General features: G+C 70.9%; 16 protein-coding genes. 3 read left to right on the top strand and 13 right to left on the bottom strand.

Annotated elements, in window-relative coordinates; genetic code table 11:
* Position 1: 1 nt before the first annotated feature.
* Positions 2 to 2,089 carry a SpoIIE family protein phosphatase gene (locus IH68_RS0115950; RefSeq protein WP_030935169.1) on the bottom strand — a complete coding sequence of 696 codons (2,088 nt, stop codon included), beginning with the start codon at positions 2,087 to 2,089 and terminating at the stop codon, positions 2 to 4.
* Positions 2,090 to 2,433: 344 nt separating this feature from the next.
* Between IH68_RS0115950 and IH68_RS0115955 the strand changes: the two genes are divergently transcribed.
* Both IH68_RS0115955 and IH68_RS0115965 read left to right on the top strand, forming a co-directional pair.
* Positions 2,434 to 3,858, top strand: a complete 1,425-nt coding sequence (locus IH68_RS0115955; protein WP_030935172.1) for a lipase maturation factor family protein — start codon at positions 2,434 to 2,436, stop codon at positions 3,856 to 3,858.
* A gap of 305 nt (positions 3,859 to 4,163) precedes the next feature.
* Positions 4,164 to 4,547: a hypothetical protein gene (locus IH68_RS0115965; protein ID WP_051833467.1), complete on the top strand. Its 384-nt coding sequence runs from the start codon at positions 4,164 to 4,166 to the stop codon at positions 4,545 to 4,547.
* Here the strand turns inward: IH68_RS0115965 and IH68_RS0115970 are convergent.
* From IH68_RS0115970 to IH68_RS0116005, 8 genes are read right to left on the bottom strand one after another with little or no spacing between them, the layout of a single operon-like run.
* Positions 4,535 to 5,368, bottom strand: coding sequence for an amidohydrolase family protein (locus IH68_RS0115970; RefSeq protein ID WP_030935176.1), 834 nt, complete (start codon positions 5,366 to 5,368; stop codon positions 4,535 to 4,537). The two genes, IH68_RS0115965 and IH68_RS0115970, sit on opposite strands and share 13 nt — an antisense overlap.
* Positions 5,365 to 5,679 carry an L-rhamnose mutarotase gene (locus tag IH68_RS0115975; RefSeq protein WP_030935178.1) on the bottom strand — a complete coding sequence of 105 codons (315 nt, stop codon included), beginning with the start codon at positions 5,677 to 5,679 and terminating at the stop codon, positions 5,365 to 5,367. Before IH68_RS0115975 ends, IH68_RS0115970 begins: the two co-directional genes overlap by 4 nt.
* Positions 5,676 to 6,662 carry an aldo/keto reductase gene (locus IH68_RS0115980; RefSeq protein WP_030935180.1) on the bottom strand — a complete coding sequence of 329 codons (987 nt, stop codon included), beginning with the start codon at positions 6,660 to 6,662 and terminating at the stop codon, positions 5,676 to 5,678. Before IH68_RS0115980 ends, IH68_RS0115975 begins: the two co-directional genes overlap by 4 nt.
* Entirely contained in the window at positions 6,659 to 7,414 is a 756-nt protein-coding gene (locus IH68_RS0115985; RefSeq protein WP_030935186.1) for an SDR family NAD(P)-dependent oxidoreductase, read from the bottom strand. Before IH68_RS0115985 ends, IH68_RS0115980 begins: the two co-directional genes overlap by 4 nt.
* Positions 7,411 to 8,760, bottom strand: a complete 1,350-nt coding sequence (locus tag IH68_RS0115990; protein ID WP_030935190.1) for an L-fuconate dehydratase — start codon at positions 8,758 to 8,760, stop codon at positions 7,411 to 7,413. The genes IH68_RS0115985 and IH68_RS0115990 overlap by 4 nt, the downstream gene beginning before the upstream one ends.
* Before the next feature lie 33 nt (positions 8,761 to 8,793).
* A complete protein-coding gene (locus tag IH68_RS0115995; protein WP_030935193.1) occupies positions 8,794 to 9,819 on the bottom strand; it encodes an ABC transporter permease in 1,026 nt (341 codons plus the stop codon).
* On the bottom strand, positions 9,812 to 11,329 hold the full coding sequence (locus IH68_RS0116000) for a sugar ABC transporter ATP-binding protein (RefSeq protein WP_030935196.1): 1,518 nt from the start codon (positions 11,327 to 11,329) through the stop codon (positions 9,812 to 9,814). The genes IH68_RS0115995 and IH68_RS0116000 overlap by 8 nt, the downstream gene beginning before the upstream one ends.
* On the bottom strand, positions 11,326 to 12,399 hold the full coding sequence (locus tag IH68_RS0116005; RefSeq protein WP_030935202.1) for a sugar ABC transporter substrate-binding protein: 1,074 nt from the start codon (positions 12,397 to 12,399) through the stop codon (positions 11,326 to 11,328). The genes IH68_RS0116000 and IH68_RS0116005 overlap by 4 nt, the downstream gene beginning before the upstream one ends.
* A 164-nt stretch (positions 12,400 to 12,563) precedes the next feature.
* On the opposite strand from IH68_RS0116005, the gene IH68_RS0116010 reads away from it, so the two are divergent.
* Entirely contained in the window at positions 12,564 to 13,265 is a 702-nt protein-coding gene (locus tag IH68_RS0116010) for a FadR/GntR family transcriptional regulator (protein WP_030935205.1), read from the top strand.
* A gap of 33 nt (positions 13,266 to 13,298) precedes the next feature.
* Here IH68_RS0116010 and IH68_RS0116015 read toward each other — a convergent pair whose 3' ends face one another.
* Genes IH68_RS0116015 through IH68_RS0116030 form a run of 4 tightly spaced genes read right to left on the bottom strand, consistent with a single transcriptional unit; the run spans position 13,299 to position 20,161 of the window.
* Positions 13,299 to 13,778, bottom strand: coding sequence for a DUF4231 domain-containing protein (locus IH68_RS0116015; protein ID WP_030935208.1), 480 nt, complete (start codon positions 13,776 to 13,778; stop codon positions 13,299 to 13,301).
* Between the two features lie 28 nt (positions 13,779 to 13,806).
* Positions 13,807 to 16,827 carry an alpha-mannosidase gene (locus IH68_RS0116020; protein WP_030935213.1) on the bottom strand — a complete coding sequence of 1,007 codons (3,021 nt, stop codon included), beginning with the start codon at positions 16,825 to 16,827 and terminating at the stop codon, positions 13,807 to 13,809.
* 44 nt (positions 16,828 to 16,871) lie between these two features.
* The gene (locus tag IH68_RS0116025) at positions 16,872 to 18,908 is read right to left on the bottom strand and encodes an endo-beta-N-acetylglucosaminidase (protein WP_030935217.1); all 2,037 of its coding nucleotides are present in this window, start codon (positions 18,906 to 18,908) and stop codon (positions 16,872 to 16,874) included.
* The gene (locus tag IH68_RS0116030; protein WP_030935220.1) at positions 18,905 to 20,161 is read right to left on the bottom strand and encodes a glycoside hydrolase 5 family protein; all 1,257 of its coding nucleotides are present in this window, start codon (positions 20,159 to 20,161) and stop codon (positions 18,905 to 18,907) included. Before IH68_RS0116030 ends, IH68_RS0116025 begins: the two co-directional genes overlap by 4 nt.
* Between the last annotated feature and the right edge of the window lie 27 nt (positions 20,162 to 20,188).

Raw genomic sequence — 20,188 nt, forward strand, 5'->3', positions numbered from 1 at the left:
TTCAGTCGCCTTCGGGGACCACGAACTCGCACCACACACACTTGCCGCCGCCGCGCGCCTCCACGCCCCACACGTCCGTCAGCAGGTCGACCAGCAGCAGGCCCCGCCCGGACACCCCCGACTCCCCCGCCTCGCGGCGGCGCGGCAGGGCGCTGGAGGAGTCCTCGACCTCGACGCGCAGCCGCCGCTCGCTGCCGCCGAGGACCCGGAGGGTGACGATGGCGGATCCCTCGGTGTGCATCAGCGCATTGGTGATCATTTCGTCGGCGACCAGCTCGATCTCGTCGGCACGCTCCTTCGCGCCCCAGGCGCGGACGGCGGCCCGGATCATGTGCCGGGCCTCGGTGAGGGCCTCGGGGTCACCGGGGGCCACATGCTGCTGGAGCCGGCCGCCGGACCGCTGGGCGTCCAGGCCGCGGCGGCGCAGCAGGAGCAGGGCCACGTCGTCGTCGCCGCCGCGTTCCTCGGCCACGGAGATGAGACAGTCCGCGAGATCCCGTACGTCGTCCGGGCCGCCGGTGATGAGGGCGGTGAGGGCGCGCATGCCGTCGTCGAGGTCGGCGCCAGGCTGTTCGACCAGGCCGTCGGTGCACAGCAGGAGCGTGTGGCCGGGATCGAGTTCGAGGGTGCCGACCGGGTACTCAAGGCGCCCGAACTCGGCGGACAGACCGAGCGGCAGTCCGCCCGGCAGGGAGATACGGCGGCAGCTGCCGTCGGCGGCCCGGATCAGCGGGTCGATGTGACCGGCCCGGACCACCTGGACCACTCCGGTGGCCAGGTCGGCCTCCGCGTACAGGCAGGTCGCGAAGCGGTCGGTGTCGAGCTCGTGGAGGAATACGGAGGCACGGGCCATCACGGTGGCGGGCGTGTGGCCCTCGGCGGCGTAGGCGCGCAGCACGATGCGCAGCTGGCCCATGACGGCGGCCGCGTGGGTGTCATGGCCCTGGACGTCGCCGATGACGGCGCCGACCCGGCCGCCGGGCAGCGGGATCAGGTCGTACCAGTCACCGCCGATGTCCCGGCCCAGGGAGCCCGCTGCGGAACCGGACCGGTAGCGGACAGCGACGTCGGCGCCGCGGACGCTGGGGATGGTGCGCGGCAGCATCGCCTGCTGGAGGCCGGTGGCGAGGTCCTTCTCCTGCTCGTAGAACATGGCGCGCTGCATGCTCTGCGCGATGCTGCTGCCGAGGGCGAGCAGGACGTTGCGCTCCTCGGGCGAGAAGCCGCGCCGGTCGCTGTAGAGCAGGCCCATGGCGCCGATCGGCCGGGCCTGGACGATCAGCGGCAGATAGGCGGCCGCCGTGATGTTCAGGCCGGTGAGGTGCGGCCACAGCAGGGGGTAGCTCCCGGCGAACTCCTCCGGCGACTCGATGAAGCGGGGCGTGAGGGTCCGTACGACCTCGCTCATCGGGTACGGCTCGTCGATGCGGGTGAGGTCGGTGCCGGGGACGAAGCTGCCCGCGGGGCCCTCGGCTATCAGCCGGATGCGGCCGGCCTCGACCAGGCCCACGACCAGGCTGGTGGCGCCGAGGTGGGTGAGGCCGTGGGTGTCCTTGAGGACGTCGATGACGTCCTGGACGGTGCGGGCGTGCGCGAGGGCGGCCGTGGTGAGCTGGACGACGTTGGTCTGCTCGCGCCGCGCCGCGTCCTCGGCGGCCTCCTCGCGGCGGTCCTGGCTCTCGCTCAGCTCCTGGGTCGCGTCCCGGACGATGCCGATGATCCGGCGTGGGCGGCCCGTCTCGTCACGCCGGATGTAGCCCTGGGTGTGGGTCCAGCGCAGGGTGCCGTCGCGGCGGCGGATGCGGAAGTAGGCGCCGTAGTTCTCGCTGCCGTCCTTCAGGGCCTGGGCGACCAGGCCGTCGAGCCGGTAGGCCTCGGGTCTGGGGACCCGGACGGCGAGTGTCTCGGGATGGTCGTCGTATTCGTCGGGGCGCAGGTCGAAGACCTCGTGGGCCTGGGCGTCCATGTGGAACAGACCGGTGTCCAGGTCCCAGTCGAAGCTGCCCATGCGGTTGAGCGCCAGGATCGGATCCGGGTGGGCGGGCCAGTCGTCCGGGAGAGACAGGGCGCTCACGCCCCGATCAACCATGGGCCCACCTTGCCAGGGTTCACGCGATTCTTCGACCGGGATGCGACGAGGAATTCCCGGCTCTCCGGTGGCCGTCGAGGTCGGTGGCGGCGCAGGAGTCGGCGCCGGGGTCGCGCAGCCGGTGGCGGTGGAGCGTGTGAGGGCCTCGACTCCTGGCCTCTGTCATCACTTGGAGTAATTCCTCACCATTGTCTGCGTTACAGCCGTTTGGCCTGGGACTCGAGGGAGAGGCGTCATGATGGAAGCAACGAATACCGCAGCCATCCATTGCGGAACGACGACGGCGAGCAACCACGTCCGCGAGAGCGGCGGCGGTTCAGTGGCAAAGAGGGGCGCGCACGGCCGTGGAGTGGTTCATCGCACCCGAGTACTGGTGGAGCCGGCTGGTCTTCCAGCGGGCCTTGGCCGGGCTGTACCTCGTGGCGTTCCTGACGGCAGCCCTGCAGTTCCGTGCGCTGATCGGCGAGCGGGGCATGCTGCCGGTCCCCCGCTTCGTCGGCCGGGTGCGCTTCAGGCAGGCCCCCAGCCTGTTCCAACTCCACTACTCGGACCGCTTCTTCGCGGCCTGCGCCTGGACGGGCTGCGCGGTCTCGGCGGCGCTGATCGCCGGACTGGACTCCCAACTCCCGCTCTGGGCAGGGATGTTGCTGTGGCTCATCCCTTGGGTGCTGTATCTGTCGATCGTCAACGTCGGCCAGACCTGGTACGCCTTCGGATGGGAGTCGCTGCTGCTGGAGGTGGGCTTCCTGGCGGTCTTCCTCGGCAACGACGAGGTGGCCCCGCCGATCGTGGTCGTCTTCCTGCTGCGCTGGATCCTGTTCCGGGTGGAGTTCGGTGCCGGCCTGATCAAGATGCGCGGCGACGCATGCTGGCGGAAGCTGACCTGCCTGTACTACCACCATGAGACACAGCCGATGCCGGGCCCCCTGAGCTGGTTCTTCCACCATCTCCCCCGGCCCCTGCACCGCATCGAGGTGGCCGCCAACCACGTCACCCAACTCGTCGTCCCCGTGCTGTTGTTCACCCCTCAGCCGGTCGCCACGGCCGCCGCCTCGCTGATGATCGTCACCCAGTTGTGGCTGGTCCTGTCGGGCAACTTCGCCTGGCTGAACTGGATCACCATCGTGCTCGCCGTCTCCGCGCTCGAGCTCCCGGCCGGCGCACCTTCCCCCGTGCCCGGCGCCCCGCTCTGGTACGAGGTCGTGGTCCTCGCGGTCGCCGCACTGCTCCTCGGGCTCAGCTACCACCCGGTCACGAACATGATCTCCCGCCGCCAGATCATGAACCGCTCCTTCGACCCCCTCCACCTGGTCAACACCTACGGCGCATTCGGCAGCGTCAGCCGGATCCGCTACGAGGTGGTCGTCGAGGGCACGGACGACGCCGTACCGCACGAGGACTCGGACTGGCGGGAGTACGAGTTCAAGGGCAAGCCGGGCGATCCACGGCGCTGGCCCCGCCAGTTCGCGCCCTACCATCTGCGCCTCGACTGGCTGATGTGGTTCGCCGCGCTCTCGCCCTCGTACGCCGGCGCATGGTTCGGCGCCCTGGTGGAGCGGCTCCTGGAGAACGACCGCGACACACTGCGCCTGTTGCGCCGCTCCCCGTTCCCGCCCGACGCCCCGCCGCGCTACGTCCGGGCCCGCCTCTTCCGCTACGAGTACACGAGCTGGCGGGAGCTGCGGGAGACGGGAGCGTGCTGGGAGCGGACGTATGTGCGGGAGTATCTGCCGCCCACCCGGCTGGCGGGGGTGGCTCAGAGGTCCTGAGCGGGGGATTGCACCGCCCCGGCTTCACCCGGATGGCCTGCGCGGGCTGCCGCCGCCGACAGCTCCTCCTGGTGTCGGGGCAGCGGCGTCCGCAGACCGCCGAGGAGCACTGCCATGGGCCAGGTCTGGTGGTACGGCGACCCCGCCAAGAAGGTGCTTGCCCCCGTGCAGGACTACGCCGCAGGTCAGGTGGGCATGCGGTGACCCGTCCGGAAGGCTCCTCGAGGTCGCCGGGCAGGCCTTCGGGCCATCGGCCACCGGCCTGTCCCAGCACCTCGTGCGCGGAGGGCACTTCACTGCTGGGTGTGACGACGGCGTCGGGCCGCCTGGCCTGTCTGCCCGATCCGGTGGTCGTCGACCGCGCTCTCGCCGATCGTCTGAAGGCATCCGGGCGGCCCGAGAGCCGCTACCGGTTCACCGGGTCGTGCACGGAGGAGGGATGCGCACAGTGGACCGGCCGGCGGTGCGGTGTCGTCGACCACATCCTTGACGATCCACCGGACCCGGGCCGCGGTCCGCAGCACCCAGAGACCCCGAACGTCGGGCCCTTGCCCGTCTGCGGCATCCGGGCGGACTGCCGCTGGTTCGCGCAGCGTGGTGCGGCCGCATGCCGGGTCTGTCCCACGGTCGTCGCCGATGTCGGCGGCAACGCCACCTACCGTTCCACCCGTCCTGATCAGAGTCCGTAGACGCGGATGGCCGTCCCCTCGAGGATCGCGAGGCGATCCTTCTCGGCAAGGTGGGCGGTCAACTCGCCTGTGGTGGACAGGACTTCACCATAGGTCGCCTTTTCCGTGCAGACCGGCCAGTCCGAGCCGAACATCAGGCGGGCGGGGCCGAAGGCCTCCAGGGCGGTGTCGGTGTACGGGCCTAGGTCGTCGACGGTCCATGAGTCGGGGGCGGCCTCGGTGACCAGGCCGGAGAGTTTGGCGACCGTGTTGGGCAGGGCGGCGAGGGCGTGGAGGTCGGCCGCCCAGGGTTTCAGGGCGCCGGAGGCGATGGGCGGCTTGCCCAAGTGGTCGAGGACGAAGGTGAGTTGGGGGAGGGCGGCGGCCGCCTTGGTGCAGGCCGGCAGTTGGTGCGGGAGGACGACGAGGTCGTAGACCAGGCCCGCTTCGGCCACGGCCGCCAAGCCCCTGCGTACGTCAGGGCGCAGCAGCCACTCGGGGTCGGGTTCGCCCTGGACCTGGTGGCGGATGCCCTTGAGATAGTGGCCGCCGGGGAGTTCGCGCAGGCGGGAGAGTTCGTCGGTGATGTCCGGGCGGGTGAGGTCGGTCCAGCCGACGACCGCGGCGATCAGGTCGTGGGCGGCGGCGAGTTGCAGGAACTCCGGGGTTTCCTCCGGCACCGTGATCGTCTGTACCAGCACGGTGCGGTCGACCCCGGCCGCGTGCGCCTCGGGAGTGAGGTCGTCGAGGCTGAAGTTCCGGCGGAGCGGGCTGTGTTCGGGGATCCAGTCCTGGTCCCGGACGGAGAGGTCCCACACGTGGTGGTGGGCGTCCACCGTCATGGCAGCTCCCAGACCACCGGCAGGCCCGCGGCCGCGCCCTCGTCGGAGTAGTCGTGCACGACGTCCAGCAGTTCGGCCATACGGGCCTGCCAGGCGATGTTGACCGGGAGTTTCTCCAGTTCGGCGAGGAGTCGGGCGTAGTCCTCGCACTCCAGGACGTGGAAGAGGTCGGTGCCGCTGCGCCAGATCGTCCAGGAGGTGGCTCCGGCTGCGCGGATCGCGTCCGTGAGTTCCCCGGGGACCTCGCGGTGGGCGGCCTCGTACTCGGCGATGCGGTCCGCGCGGACCTTGGTGTGCAGGGCGACTCTCATGACGGTTCCTCGGCGGGTACGGGAGCTTCGGGCGGCAGGAGCCCTTCCGCGCGCAGCTGCTGCCAGAAGGCGGCGGGAGGGGGTGCCGCGAACTGCTCGGCGCAGTCGCGTACTTCCGCAGCCGAGCGAGCTCCTACGAGGACGCTTGCGACTGCCGGATGGGCGGCGCAGAAGGCGAGGGCGGCGGCGCGCAGCGTGGTGCCGTGCCGGTCCGCAACCGCCTTCAGGTGCAGGGCGCGGTCCAGCAACTCGGCCGGAGCGGCCGCGTAGTTGTACGTCGCGCCGGGCTTCGGGTCGGCGAGCAGACCGGAGTTGAAGGCGCCACCGATGACCACCGACGTGCCGCGTTCCTGTGCCGCGGGCAGGAGCTCGGTGAGCGCCGGCTGCTCCAGGAGCGTGTAGCGGCCGGCGCACAGGACGACGTCGACGTCGGTGTCGCGGACGAAACGGGTGAGCATCCCGGCCTGGTTCATGCCCGCGCCGATGGCGCCCACGACGCCTTCCGAGCGCAGCTTCTCCAGCGCCGGGTAGCCCTCGTGGAAGGCCTGTTCGGCGTGGTCGTCGGGGTCGTGGAGGTAGACGACGTCGACGCGGTCGAGGCCGAGCCGCTCCAGGCTGGCTTCGATGCTGCGGCGTACGCCGTCGGCGCTGAAGTCCCACACGCGGCGATGGGTGGCAGGCACGGCGAAGCCGTTCGAGAGGTCGTCGCCGCCCTCGCCGGAGGGCTCCAGGACACGGCCGACCTTCGTGGAGATCGTGTAGGCCGTACGGGGGTGTTCGCGCAGGGCGGCACCGAGGCGGCGTTCGGACAGGCCGAGGCCGTAGTGCGGGGCGGTGTCGAAGTAGCGGATGCCGTGCTGCCAGGCGGTGGCCACGGCCTCGTGCGCCTGTTCCTCGCTGACCTCGGTGTAGAGGTTGCCGATGACGGCGCCGCCGAAGGCCAGGGCGCTGACCTCGACGCCGCTGCCGCCGAGCCGGTTCACTGGCTCACCGGCCTCAGGCGCAGGCCCTGCATGCCGCCGTCCACGGCGAGCGAGGTGCCGGTGGTGGCGCCGGACAGGGGGCTGGCCAAGTAGGCGATGGCGCCCGCGACTTCGGCCGCGCTGACGAGTCGGCCGGTGGGCTGGCGGGCCTCCAGCGCGGCGCGCTCGGCGGCGGGGTCGTCGGCCGCGTCCAGCAGGCGGCCGATCCATGGGGTGTCCGCCGTACCGGGGTTGACGCAGTTGACGCGGATGCCCTCGCGGACGTGGTCGGCGGCCATGGCGAGGGTCAGCGAATACACCGCGCCCTTGCTCGCGCAGTACAGGGCGCGCTGCGGCAGACCCGCGGTGGCGCCGATGGAACAGGTGTTGACGATCGCCGCGTGCTGCGACCGGCGCAGGTGGGGCAGGGCGGCGCGGGCGACGCGGACCATGCCGACGACGTTGACGTCGAGGACGCGGTGCCACTCGTCGTCGTCGTTGTCCTCGATGGTGCCCTGTGCGCCGATGCCCGCGTTGTTGATCACGATGTCGAGGCCGCCGAGCTCGGCGACCGCGGCGGCGACCGCCTCCCGTACGGACGTGTCGTCGGTGACGTCGGCCCGGTGGGCCAGCAGCGGTTTGCCGACCGAGGCGGGGTCGCGGTCGAGGACGGCGACCTGGGCGCCGCGAGCGGCGAGGAGTTCGGCCGTGGCCCGTCCGATACCGGAGGCTCCGCCTGTGACAAGGGCCCTCAGGCCCTCGAAGTCGGTCATGCCGCCCGTCCTTTCTTCTCTTCGAGGTCGGCGACCCAGAAGTCGCCGTCGGGGAAGGTGTACCGCGCGATCGACTCCGGACGCATGGCGGCCGAGAAACCGGGCGCGATCGGTGCCGTGTAGTGACCCTCGCGGATCACCACCGGATCGAGGAAGTGGTCGTGCAGATGATCGACGTACTCGATCACCCGGTCCTCGGTGGTGCCGGAGACCGCCACGTAGTCGAACATCGACAGGTGCTGGACGAGTTCGCACAGGCCGACGCCGCCCGCGTGCGGGCACACCGGCACCCCGAACTTGGCTGCGAGCAGCAGGATCGCGAGGTTCTCGTTGACGCCGCCGACACGGGCCGCGTCCATCTGGAGGACGTCGAGCGCACCCGCCTGCAGGAGCTGTTTGAAGACGATCCGGTTCTGGACGTGCTCGCCGGTCGCCACCTTCACCGGAGCCACCGCCGTGCGGATGGCCGCGTGGCCGAGGACGTCGTCGGGGCTGGTGGGCTCCTCGATCCAGTACGGGTCGAACTCGGCGAGGGCCTTGGTCCAGCGGATCGCCTCGTCGACGTCCCAGCGCTGGTTGGCGTCGATGGCCATACGGATGTCGGGGCCGAGGACCGCGCGGGCGACCCGGCAGCGCCGGACGTCGTCGTCGAGGTCCGCGCCCACCTTGAGCTTGATCTGGGTGAACCCGTCGGCGACCGCCTGCGCGGCCAGCCGGCTGAGCTTCTCGTCGCTGTAGCCGAGCCAGCCGGCGGAGGTGGTGTAGCCGGGGTAGCCGCGCTCCAGCAGTCGTGCCGTGCGCTCTTCGGAGCCGGCGCGGCCCCGGCGCAGGATCTCCAGCGCCTCCTCGGGGGTGAGCGCGTCCGTGAGGTACCGGAAGTCGATCTGCCCGACCAGCCACTCCGGGTCGGCGTCGGCGAGCAGCCGCCACAGCGGCTTGTCGGCGCGCTTGGCCGCCAGGTCCCACACGGCGTTGACGACCGCGCCGATCGCCATGTGCATCACGCCCTTCTCGGGACCCAGCCAGCGCAGCTGGCTGTCCCCGATCAGGTCGCGGTAGACGACTCCCGGGTCGGCACACACCTCGTCGACGGACCGTCCCACCACGTGGTGACGCAGCGCGTGGATCGCGGCGACCTGGACATCGTTGCCACGCCCGATGGTGAAGGTGAATCCGTGCCCCTCCTGCCCGTCCTCGCAGTCGGTGCGCAGCACGACGTACGCGGCCGAGTAGTCGGGGTCCGGATTCATCGCGTCGGAGCCGTCGAGCTCGCGCGAGGTCGGGAACCGGATGTCGTAGGTGTCGACCGCGGTGATGCGGCAGAGGGGGCCGGGCGTCGAAGACACGGAGGGCCTTTCGGTCGGGGGCAGGGGCGGAAGTCAGTCCTGGGCGCGGCCCGTGGTGAGGCGGGCCAGGATGAGCGCGAGCAGGATGATTCCGCCGTAGATGGCGTCGATCCAGAACGACGGCACCTGGGCCATGGTCAGCATGGTCTTGACCACGCCCAGCAGGAGTACGCCGGTCAGGGCGCCGAACATGGTGCCCTTGCCGCCGTCGAGGCTGATACCCCCGATCACGGCGGCGGCGAACACGGTGAAGATCATGTTCTGGCCCTGGTTGGCGCCGATGGCGCCGACGTACCCGGTGTACATGAGACCGCCGATCGAGGCGAGGACACCGGCGACGACGTAGACGCCGAGCCGGACGCGGTCGACGCGGATGCCGGCGGCGCGGGCCGCCTCGAGGTTGCCGCCGATCGCGTACAACGAACGGCCCACACGGTGGTACTTGAGCACCAGCCCGGCGATCGCGAAGGCCGCGGCGGCCACCCACACGGAGATCGGAATGCGCAGGAACGTGGTGGTGGCCAGCGAGAAGAACGCGTCGGGCATGCCGAACAGCGTCTTGCCCTTGGTGGCGCCGACCAGCAGCCCGCGCAGGATGATCAGCATGGCGAGGGTGACGATGAACGCGTTGAGCTTCACCTTCACGACGAGGATGCCGTTGAAGGCGCCGATGGCCGCACCCACCAGGGGGATGGCCAGCAGGGCGAGCCCGGCGGGGAGTTCCGTGCCCCAGCCGGCCTGGGCGGCCGGCAGCACCAGGAGCGCCGCCACCGCCGGCGCTATGCCGACCACCGACTCCAGCGACAGGTCGAACTTGCCGGTGATCAGGACCAGCGACTCGGCCAGCACCACCATCGCCAGCGACGCCGACGAGGCCAGAATGGAGATCAGGGTGGCCTCGGTGAAGAAGGAGTCGTTCAGGACGGCACCGAGCAGAAGCAGCAGCAACAGCGCCGGTACCAGGGCGAGTTCGCGGGCGCGGCGCAGCAGCACCGCCCTCGCCGCCCGGGCGTCGGGCATGCTCACCGGCTTCACCGGCGGAGCCTTGGTGTCAGCCATGGTCCACTCCTTCGATGGAGGCGATCAGCTCATGGTCGCGCCAGCCCGCCGGGTGCTCGGCGACGACGCGGCCGTGGAAAAGAACGAGGACGCGGTCGCAGCGCCGCAGGTCGTCGAGTTCGTCGGAGACGACCAGGACCGCGGTGCCGTCCTCACGGGCGCTGTCCACGCGGGCCAGCAGTGACTCCTTGGACTTCACGTCGACGCCCGCGGTGGGGTTGATCAGGACGAGCAGCCGCGGGTCGGAGGCGAGGGCGCGGGCCATGACGACCTTCTGCGCGTTGCCGCCGGACAGGTCGGAGACGGGCTGCTCGGGGCCCTCGGTGTGGATGTCGAGGCGGTCGATCAGCTCGGTGGCGAAGCCGCGTTTGCGGTCGGTGCCGATGAAGCCGAATCGGCCCAGCCGGTCCAGGACGCTCATGGTGGCGTTGTCGCCGATGGTCATCCCGGCGACCAGGCCCTGGTCGTGCCGGTCGCGCGGGACACAGCCGACACCGGCCTTCAGGGCGGCCTGCACCGACCCGAACTGCAGCCGCTCACCGTCCAGTCGGGCGGTTCCGCGGGTGGGTGTGCGCAGGCCGGCGATGGCCTCCGCCAGCTCGGTCTTGCCGCTGGCGCTGGATCCGGCGAGTCCGACGACCTCGCCCCGCCGCACAGTCAGGTCGACGTCCTCGTACGCGTCCGAGGTGAGCCCGCGGGCGTCGAGCAGGACGGGCGCGTGATCGTCGACGAGCCTTTCCTGTACGGCCTGTTCCGCGATCACCTCGATGGACTCCCCCGCCATGGCCTCCACCAGTGCCGCCCTCGGCAGGTCGGCGACGGGGGCGGTCGTGATCCAGCGGGCGTCGCGCAGCACAGTGACGGTCTGGCAGACCTCGTACACCTCCTGGAGGTGGTGGGAGATGAACAGGAACGTGACACCGGAGTCCTGGAGCGCGCGCATCCGGCTGAAGAGCCGCTCGATCTCGCGCTTGTCCAGCTGGGCGGTCGGCTCGTCGAGGACGATGAAGCGGGCGCCGAAGCTGAGCGCCCGGGCGATCTCCACCATCTGGCGGTCCTCGACCTTGAGGTCGGCCGTGCGCGCCTCCGGGTCGACGTGCACGTCCCAGGTGTCGAGGAGCCGGGCCGCCTCCGCCTTCAGCCGGCGCCAGCTGATGAAGCCCCGTTGCAGCGGCTGCCGGTTGATGAAGAGGTTCTCGGCGACCGTCAACTCGGGGACGACCGTGGGGTGTTGATAGACGCAGGCCACCTTGCGACGCCAGGCGTCGCGGTCGGCGAGCGGGGGCGCGGGTTCGCTGTCGAAGCGGACCGTGCCCTCGTCCGGCGCCTGGAGTCCGGTGAGGATGTTGACCAGGGTCGACTTGCCGGCGCCGTTGCGGCCGACGAGGGCATGGGACTCGCCGGACAGCACGGTGAGCCGGCCGTCCGCGAGGGCGGTGGTGGGGCCGTAGCGCTTGACGATGCCCCGCGCCTCGACGAGGGGCACGGGCGGGTTGTCCTGGACGCTCACTTGACCGTGTTCCCCCACAGCTTGGGGTCGTCCACGTTGTCCTTCGTCACCAGCGGGGCGGGCAGCTGGTCCTCGAGGATGCCGCTGGGCAGCTTGACGATGGTCGAGTCGTGGTCGGTAGGGCCCGGCTTGAAGGTCTTCCCCTCCATCGCCGCCTTGATGTAGTACATGCCGTACTTGGCGTAGGCGTCGGCGGGCTGGGAGACGGTCGCGTCGATCTCGCCCTTGCGGATGGCGTCGAACTCCTGCGGGATGCCGTCGTTGGAGACGATGGTGATGTGGCCCGCGGCGCCGGCCTTCTTCAGCATGCCTTTGGACTTGAGGGTCTGCAGGGTCGGGGCGAGGTAGACGCCGCCGGCCTGCATGTAGATGCCCTTGATGTCGGGGTTGGCGTTGAGGAGGGTGTTCAGCTGGGAGGCCGCGGTGTCGGACTCCCACTTGGCGGGGATCTCCAGCACCTTCAGCTTGGGGTACTTCTGCTTCACACAGGACCGGAAGGCCTCGGATCGGTCGCGGCCGTTGACCGAGGCGAGGTCGCCCATGATCTGCACGACCTTGCCGCTGGTGATGTGCCGGCCGAGGTAGTCGCAGGCCTTGGTGCCGTAGGCGACGTTGTCGGCACGTACGACCATGGCGACCTTGCCCTTGTCGGGCGCCACGTCGACCGCGACGACCGGCACGCCCTTGCGGTCGGCCTGGTCGAGGCCGGCCTCGATGGCGGCGCTGTCCAGCGGGGCGACGACCAGGCCCTTCACGCCTTGGTTGAGCTGGTTGTTGATGTCGGTGATCTGCTGGGAGGGATCACTGTTGGAGTTGACCGTCTTGAGCGCCTCGACGCCTTCGGACTTCGCCATCTTCGGCACGTAGTCGTTGTACGACTGCCAGAACGGCGAGGTCAGCAGGGGCAGGATCACCCCGACCTTGCCGGTGCCGCCGCCTCCGGCGCTGCCGGAGCCGCCGGTGTCCTTGGTGCTGCCGCACGCGGCGAGCGCGAGCGAGGCGCTCGCGGCCACGGCCAGCACACCGACCATTCGAAAACTGTTCCGCTTCCCCACTGTCCTGCCGGGCATCTGGCGGCTCCTCGTTGAGCGTGTTCGAGCAGATGCCCGCATATTTATCAGACCACTTCCCCGGAACAACACCCTCCGACGGCAGATTTTCGCCGTTCCTGACAGTATTGGTAGGACCACCCCCGCGGTTAGACTGCGGCGCACCGGGTGACAGGAGGAACGGCGTGGACGAGACCGCCCCGCAGAAGGGCACGGTGACGCAGCGCGCCATCGAGCGGATCAAGGCGATGATCGCGGAGGGCCGTCTGGAGCCCGGCCAGCGGCTGCCCACCGAACGCGACCTCGCCGTCCAGCTGGGCATCTCCCGCAGCTCGATGCGCGAGGCGATCCGCGCGCTCACGGTGCTCGGCGTCCTGGAGGCCCGGCACGGCTCCGGTATCTACGTCACCCAACTGGAGGCCGGTGACCTGCTGGAGACGTTCGGCGTGGTCGCCGACCTGTCCCGGGGCCCACGCCTGGTGGAGCTCCTGGAGGTGCGCCGCATCCTGGAGTCGACGGCGACCGCACTGGCGGCGGCCCGCATCACACCGGACCAGCTCGCCGAGGTCGAGAAACACCTCACGGCGATGAACGCCACCGACGACCCGGAGGAGATCCTCGCCCACGACCTCGCCTTCCACCGCGAGATCGCGGTCGCCGCCGGCAACGACACCATGGCCGCCATCCTGGAGGGCCTGTCCTCCCGCACCTTCCGCGCCCGCGTGTGGCGCGGCTACCAGGAGGAGGGCGCCTTCGCCCGCACCCGGCGGGAGCACGCGGCGATCCACCGGGCACTGGTGGCCCACGACCCGGAGGCGGCACGGGCGGCGGCGGCCGCGCATGTGGGCGAGGTGGAGGAGTGGCTGCGGGCGCAGCTCGGAAGGTGACCGCTGCTGCGCCGGGCGCTTGACTCCGACCCCTCAGGCGTTCGGCGGAGCCGCGCCCTGCCCCGGGGCCGGCGCCTGTGTCTGACCCTGTGTGTCCGACCACTCCCGCAGTTCGTGATTGCCCACCTCCTCGATGGTCGCCTGCAGCGCGGCCTGTGCGGCCGCGTCGCGTTGCGCGGGGGGCAGCAGCCGGTAGCGGTCGACAGCGCGTCGCAACGTCTCGTGGGACTGCCCGCACACGACCCATCGCGCGGCGGGGCTGAACAGCTGGCGCACCCCAGTGAAGAAGACGGCACCGCCCGCGATCAGGGCGGTCAGCCACGCCGGAGCATGCAGCCCCGCCGCCACCACCGTCGAGGAGGTGGCGGCGAGGGCACCCAGTTCCGTCGCGTAGTGCATCCGTCGCGACCGGTCCCGGGTGCGGGCGTAGAACGCCAAGTCCTGCTGCGCGAGGGCCAGTACGGGATCCGGTGCGGCGGCCCAGTCCCGGTCGGTCACCGTTCTTCTTCTCATCGGCACATCATGCCTGCGCCGGGCCGCCTCAGGCCCGCCGGAACCGCAAGGTCACCAGCTGGAAGGGGCGCAGCCGCACAGCGACCCGGCCGCCCTCCCTCCGCTCGATCGCCGCTTCGGGCACCGGGCGTTCCAGCAGATCCGTCTCCGTCACGCCGGCCACCTCGAATCCGGCCGTGAGCATGGCCCGGGCGCGTCCCCCGTGGGCCTCGTGGAAGCGGACCACCACGTCGCCGCTGCCGTCGTCGGCCAGCTTGACCGCGGTGACCACGACCGCCTCGCGATCGACGGTCACCAACGGGGCGACCTGCGCTGCCCCGTTGATCCGCCTCTCCCGCACATTGATCCGCCACCCTTCGCGCACCGCGTCCCCGATCCCCGCCCCCGGCACCAGCGCATGCCGGAAGCGGTGGACGCCCTGGTCGGTCTCCGGGTCCGGGAAGCGCGGGGCCCGCAGCAGTGACACCCGGACCGTGGTGGTCGTACCGCGATCGCCGTCGGTGCGGACCGTGCGGGTCACATCATGGCCGTAGGTGGAGTCGTTGACGACCGCCACCCCCCAGCCGGGCTCCTCGAAGTGGACGAAGCGGTGGTTGCAGGCCTCGAACTTGGCCGCCTCCCAGGAGGTGTTGGTGTGCGTGGGCCGGTGGAAGTGCCCGAACTGGGTCTCCGACGCATACCGTTCGGCGTGCACGTCGAGCGGGAAGGCGAGCTTGAGGAACTTCTCCGTCTCGTGCCAGTCCACCTCCGTGTCCAGCACCAGCCGCCGCTCCCCCGGCGGCAGCGACAGCACCTGTGTGACGCGCGACGCGCCGGAGGACCGCACGATCCGCACCGACACGCCGTCCTCACCGGGGACCACCTCATCGGCGTCCGTGAGATCGGTGACCGTGTTGCGGTAGAACTCGTCCACGTCCCAGGCGTCCCACATGTTGGGGAAGTCGGGATGGATCTGGAGGAGGTTCGCGGCGCGCCCCGGAGCGATCGTCTCCCGGTCGGCTGCGATGTCGTAGGCCGATACGACGAGGCCCTCGGCGTCGATCTCGATGCGCAGCAGGCCGTTGTGGAGGGCGAATCCGCCGGCTGGGCGCGGGGTCACCGTCGTCCTGCCGTCGGTGACCGCCGTCCCCGCGCCGCCCGCCGGGATCCCGTGACGGGTGTGCGGCGCCGAGTTGAAGACGAGGGGCGTCGATCCCTCGCCGGCCAGGGCGCGCTGGGCCGCATCGATGATCGCGTCCAGTTCGGCCGCCACCCGCTCATACGTCGCCCGCGCCTCCCGGTGCACCCACGCGATCGACGAGCCCGGCAGGATGTCGTGGAACTGGTGCAGCAGCACCGTTTTCCAGATGCGGTCCAACTCCTCGTAGGGGTACGGGAATCCGGTGCGTACGGCGGCCGTGGCGGCCCAGAGTTCGGCCTCGCGCAGGAGGTGTTCGCTGCGCCGGTTGCCCTGCTTGGTCCTCGCCTGACTGGTGAGGGTGGCGCGGTGGAGTTCGAGGTAGAGCTCGCCGACCCAGACGGGGGGCTCGGGATACTCGGCCTCGGCCTTCTCGAAGAACTCCTGCGGGGTCTCCCACGCGACCCGCGCCGAGCCCTCCAGGTCCCGAAGCCGCGCCGCCTTCGCGACCATCTCCCGGGTGGTGCCGCCGCCTCCGTCGCCCCAGCCGGTCGGGGCGAGGGAGTGCCGGGCGACTCCCTTGTCCTTGAAGTTGCCTGCCGCGTGGGCGATCTCGCTGCCCTTCATGGAGCAGTTGTAGGTGTCGACCGGCGGGAAGTGCGTGAAGATCCGGGTGCCGTCGATGCCCTCCCAACGGAAGGTGTGGTGCGGGAACTTGTTGGTCTGGGACCAGGAGATCTTCTGCGTCAGCAGCCACTTGGAACCGGCGGCCTTGATGATCTGCGGGAGCCCGGCGGCGAAGCCGAAGGTGTCGGGCAGCCATGCCTCCTCGTTCTCGATGCCGAACTCGTCGAGGAAGAACCGCTTGCCGTGCACGAACTGGCGGGCCATCGCCTCCGAACCGGGCATGTTGGTGTCCGACTCCACCCACATCCCGCCGGCCGGCACGAACCGTCCGTCCGCCACCGCCTTCTTCACCCGCGCCCACACCTCGGGCCGGTGCTCCTTCACCCACGCCCACTGCTGGGCCTGCGACATGGCGAACACGAAATCGGGCTCGTCGTCGAGGAGCGCGGTCATGTTGGAGGTCGTACGGGCGACCTTGCGGACCGTCTCGCGCAGCGGCCACAGCCAGGCCGAGTCGATGTGGGCGTGACCGACGGCGCTGATGCGGTGGGCGGAGGGGGTGGCGGGCGCGGACAGGACGTCGGCCAGGTGTGAACGGGCCTCCTCTGCCGTGCCGTTGACGTCCTGCAGGTCGATCGCGTCGAGTGACCGCTCCACCGCGCGCAGGATCTCCCAGCGACGCGCCGACTCCACGGGCAGCTCGGCCATCAGCTCGCCGAGCACCTCCAGGTCGATCACCAGCTGCCACACCGTCTCGTCGAAGACGGCAAGATCCATACGGGTGAGGGTGTACTGCGGTTCGCTGCCCGCCGTCTCCTTGTCGCCCAGCTGGGTGGGCAGGAAGGGGTGGTAGTCGAGGATGACGGGGTTGGAGGCCGCCTCGACGTGCAGGCGCACCTGTTCGCCGCCTTCGACCGGGGCGCCGATCCGTACCCACTGGTTGCGCGGGTTGAGGCCCTTCACCGGGGTGCCGTCGGGCCGGTAGACCAGGCCCTCGCACTGGAATCCGGGCATGTTCTCGTCGAAGCCGAGGTCGAGGATCGCCTCGACGGTCCTGCCGGCCCACACCTCAGGGACCGTCCCGGTGACGCGGAACCAGCTGGTGCCCCACGGAGCACCCCACCGGGCGCCGACCGCGATCGGCTCGGGCTCGGCCGCCAGGGCCTCGGCCACCGGCACCGGCTCGCCGGGCGCGTGCCACACCGCCACCTCCAGCGGTACGGACTCGGGGTACACGGCGGGGCGGATACGCTCGTCGAGGACTCGCTTGAGACGGGCTTCGACCAGGCTGCGGTCGTCATGCATACGGGGTGCTCCGTAGGTCTACCGGGGCTTCCGGTGGCGGGTGGTTACCAGGGGTGGGTCACGGTGACGGGGGCCGACGCGGTGTACAGCTCCCCTACTGCGCGCAGCTCGAACCGGGCCGCCTGCTCTCCCTGTTCGGGCTGCAGGCCACCGAGGAAGTAGGCGCGCTGGCCGGTGGCCCCGACAAAGCGCCGGGTGCCGTCGGGCATGAGGCGGTGCAGCGTGTAGTGGCGTACCGCGCCCGGGGCGGGGTTCCAGGCCAGGCGCAGATCGCCACCGGAGGCCGCGGTGATCCGCAGCCCGGAGGGAGCGGCGGGCGTGTCGACGGTGTCGCGCACCGCCAGCCCGCCGAGCCGCCACTTCACCGGGCCGTCGGTGGCGGTGAGGCGCACACCGATCGCATGGAGCGTTCCGGAGAGGCCTGTGAGCGGGACGGTCACGGTCTCCCAGCCGTTGACCGACTTCACAGTCGCGCCATGCCTCCTGTTGACCGAGTTCACAGGCAGATAGCTGTACGGCGGTGTCGCAGCCGGAGCGCTCGGATCGGCGGTGGCCACGGCGAGCTCCACGTTCACACCGCCCGCCTCGGTCCGGTGCGTCAGCTCGACAACCGTGTCAACAGCGATCGGCAGCCGTGTCGCGTACAACTCCACGGTCGTGGGTTCGTCCAGTTCACCGTTGACCAGCACACTGCTGCCGCCACGCCACGCATCCGCGAAGTCGAACGACACAACGGGCCGCTCCCCCGCCGTCCGCACCACCCACCGCCGCGAGGGCAGCCGGTCCTGCAGCCCGAGGTGATTCCAGGGCGCATCCGAGGTGACCGCCCCGTCCTCGTACCACCGCAGCCCGTGCCCGGTGTTGAACACGCTCGCGAACGGCACGGTGGACACCGTGGAGCGGTCGGCGACCGACACCGCGGGTGCCCGCCACGGGTCGGAGGCGTCGGGCTGCGACGGATCGAGCGAACGGCCGGTCCAGAACCGGTCGTCGGCGGCGTGGAAGTCTGCCGGAGTCCGGGAGGCCGGCAGGTGGTTGCGGGTCCACTCGGGCCGGTAGAAGCCGATCGACGTGACGTGGGCCTTGGTGGTCGGCACGATGGCCTCCCAGCTCACGCTCGTGTTCGACCCGTTGGACTCGACATCGACACCGGCCCACAGTTCGTAGCGGCTGCGGCCAAGTTGCTCGGCCTTCCGTCCGGACGAGGCGAGGGTGCCCGCGCTCCACCGGAAATCCACGAACATGTCGTCGGCGGCCTGGAAGAACGCCTGGTTCTGGCTGTCGAGCGCCCCCTGCCAGCTCACCGTGCCGTTCACGGTCATCGCGTCGTACCAGGTCACCCGCTGCCCACGGGCGGCCGCAAGCGACTTCAGCTCCTTGACGAAACCGAGCATGTCGGCGCCGAGCGCCGCATTCCCGCCACCGGTCTCGGCGTTGACGAACCACCCGTCGAACCCGTACGCCGCCGCGACGGCGACGAGTTGGGCGGCGAGCGGACAGTGCCCGGCGGAGTCCTTCTGCACCAGGTCCCGTGTCCACTGCAACTGCCCGCCGTAGGCGGTGGGCGGCAGGAAGATGTTGCCGAGGACCGGGACGCCGTGCCGGTGGGCGGTGTCCACGATCGGCGCGTTCGGGGCGAGGATCAGCCCCTCGCCGGACGAGCCGCCCCAGAACACAAGCTCGTCCACGTACGCCCAGTGCGTGAGCGCGTAGTAGTCGGCGGTGGCAGAGCCCTGGGAGGGGTTGCCGGAAGTCGGGCCGAAGGACACCAGCGACTGGATGCGGGCCTGTCCGGAGCGGGCGGTGGCGTTAGCCGGCGTCGGGGTGAAGCGGGGAGCCAGCGGCACGGACGCGGTGTTGAAAGGGAGGTCGGTGTCGTCGGCGGCGCGCCAGGCCTTCAGGCTGCGCCAGGTGATGCCGGTACCGGGGCTGCCGGAGGGCAGGGAGTCCGGGTACCAGTAGGAGGCGTACGGCGGGGTCGCGGCGGCGGCCTTCGGCGCGGCGAAGGCGGGCAGCGGCGGCACCAAAGCGGCCGCGGCGCCCGCGCCGGTGAGCAGGACTGTGCGTCTGGTGGGGTTCACGAGCTGGCTCCTCCTTGTGGGGTGCGGAGTACCTGTTCGGGAGTGACGACTTCCGTGATGCCGCGTGCGGCGAGGTGGTCCTTGTCGTCCGCGCGGCTGTCCAGGACGGCCGTGGGGCGGGAGCCGTCGGCGGTCAGCCGGAAGAAGGCGTCGAAGACCGGCCCGCCGGGGGCGCACAGCGAGCGCGTGGCCGGATAGGCGGGGACGACGAGCGCGGTGGTGCGGGCGGCGGGAGGCGTGTGCTCGCGCGCTGCCGCCTGCGCCAGCACCCGTGCCGTGTCCTTGGGCCGCCGGTCGTTCGTCAACAGACCGAGCCCGTATTCGAGTTCGGGGAAGTCCGCCAGGTCCCGGGACACGTCGTGCGAGCACCACCAGGTGATGCCCCACAGGTCGGGGCAGTCCAGGGCGCCTGCGACGGTGGCCTGGGTGAAGGCGGCGGCGTGCTCGGGCGGGATGAGGGGGGCGGGTGCGCCGACTTCCTGGAGCCAGACGGGGCGATGCGGGTCGTCGGACCAGGCCTTGCTGAGTTCGACGAGGTAGGCGGCGTGGTGTTCGGTCGGGACGGCGGTGCGGCCGTGGCGCTGGGCGGTGCCGTTGAAGACCCAGGAGTGCACGGCGGTGACGGCGCCGTGGTGGGCGGCCTGGGCCGGGGTGAAGGGCATGTCGTCCTGGTACCAGGTGGCGTCGTACTCGGCGTGCAGGTGCAGTTTGCCGGGGGCGCCCTCGTCGCAGGCGGCGAGCATGCGCGCGAGCCACGCGTCGATCTCGCGGGAGGTGGCTCGGTCCGGATCGGGATGCGGTCCTGCCGAGAACTGGTTGACCTCGTTGCCGAGGGTCATGCCGAGGAAATTCGGCCGGTCGGCGAGGGCGGCGGCGAGCGTGCGCAGGTAGGCGGCCTGGCCGTCGAGCACGTCCGGGTCGGTGAACAGGTTTCGGCGGTGCCAGGTGCGTGTCCAGGCGGGCAGGAAGTCGAAGCTGCTCAGGTGCCCTTGCAGACCGTCCACGTTGACGTCGAGCCCACGCTCGGCCGCGGCGTCCACCAGTGCGACGAGCTGCTCGACGGCGCGGGGCCGGATGAGCGTGCGGTTGGGCTGGAAGTACGGCCACAGCGGGAAGACCCGGATGTGGTCCAGGCCGAGCGCGGCGATGGAGTCGAGGTCGGCCCGTACGGAGTCGAGGTCGAAGTCGAGCCAGTGGTGGAACCACCCTTCGCTGGGGGTGTAGTTGACGCCGAAGCGCACGGCAGCAGGCATGCGGAGGTCCTTGAACTCGATGGCGGC

The organism is Streptomyces sp. NRRL S-646 (assembly GCF_000720765.1).
GTDB lineage: Bacteria > Actinomycetota > Actinomycetes > Streptomycetales > Streptomycetaceae > Streptomyces.

Excerpts from the sequence above, each read along its gene's own strand:
- IH68_RS0115985 (WP_030935186.1), bottom strand. The coding sequence starts at position 7,414 with ATGACCGACTTCGAGGGCCTGAGGGCCCTTGTCACAGGCGGAGCCTCC.
- IH68_RS0116005 (WP_030935202.1), bottom strand. The coding sequence starts at position 12,399 with ATGCCCGGCAGGACAGTGGGGAAGCGGAACAGTTTTCGAATGGTCGGT.
- IH68_RS0115995 (WP_030935193.1), bottom strand. The coding sequence starts at position 9,819 with ATGGCTGACACCAAGGCTCCGCCGGTGAAGCCGGTGAGCATGCCCGAC.
- IH68_RS0116030 (WP_030935220.1), bottom strand. The coding sequence starts at position 20,161 with ATGCCTGCTGCCGTGCGCTTCGGCGTCAACTACACCCCCAGCGAAGGG.
- IH68_RS0115950 (WP_030935169.1), bottom strand. The coding sequence starts at position 2,089 with ATGGTTGATCGGGGCGTGAGCGCCCTGTCTCTCCCGGACGACTGGCCC.
- IH68_RS0115975 (WP_030935178.1), bottom strand. The coding sequence starts at position 5,679 with ATGAGAGTCGCCCTGCACACCAAGGTCCGCGCGGACCGCATCGCCGAG.
- IH68_RS0116015 (WP_030935208.1), bottom strand. The coding sequence starts at position 13,778 with ATGAGAAGAAGAACGGTGACCGACCGGGACTGGGCCGCCGCACCGGAT.
- IH68_RS0116020 (WP_030935213.1), bottom strand. The coding sequence starts at position 16,827 with ATGCATGACGACCGCAGCCTGGTCGAAGCCCGTCTCAAGCGAGTCCTC.
- IH68_RS0115970 (WP_030935176.1), bottom strand. The coding sequence starts at position 5,368 with ATGACGGTGGACGCCCACCACCACGTGTGGGACCTCTCCGTCCGGGAC.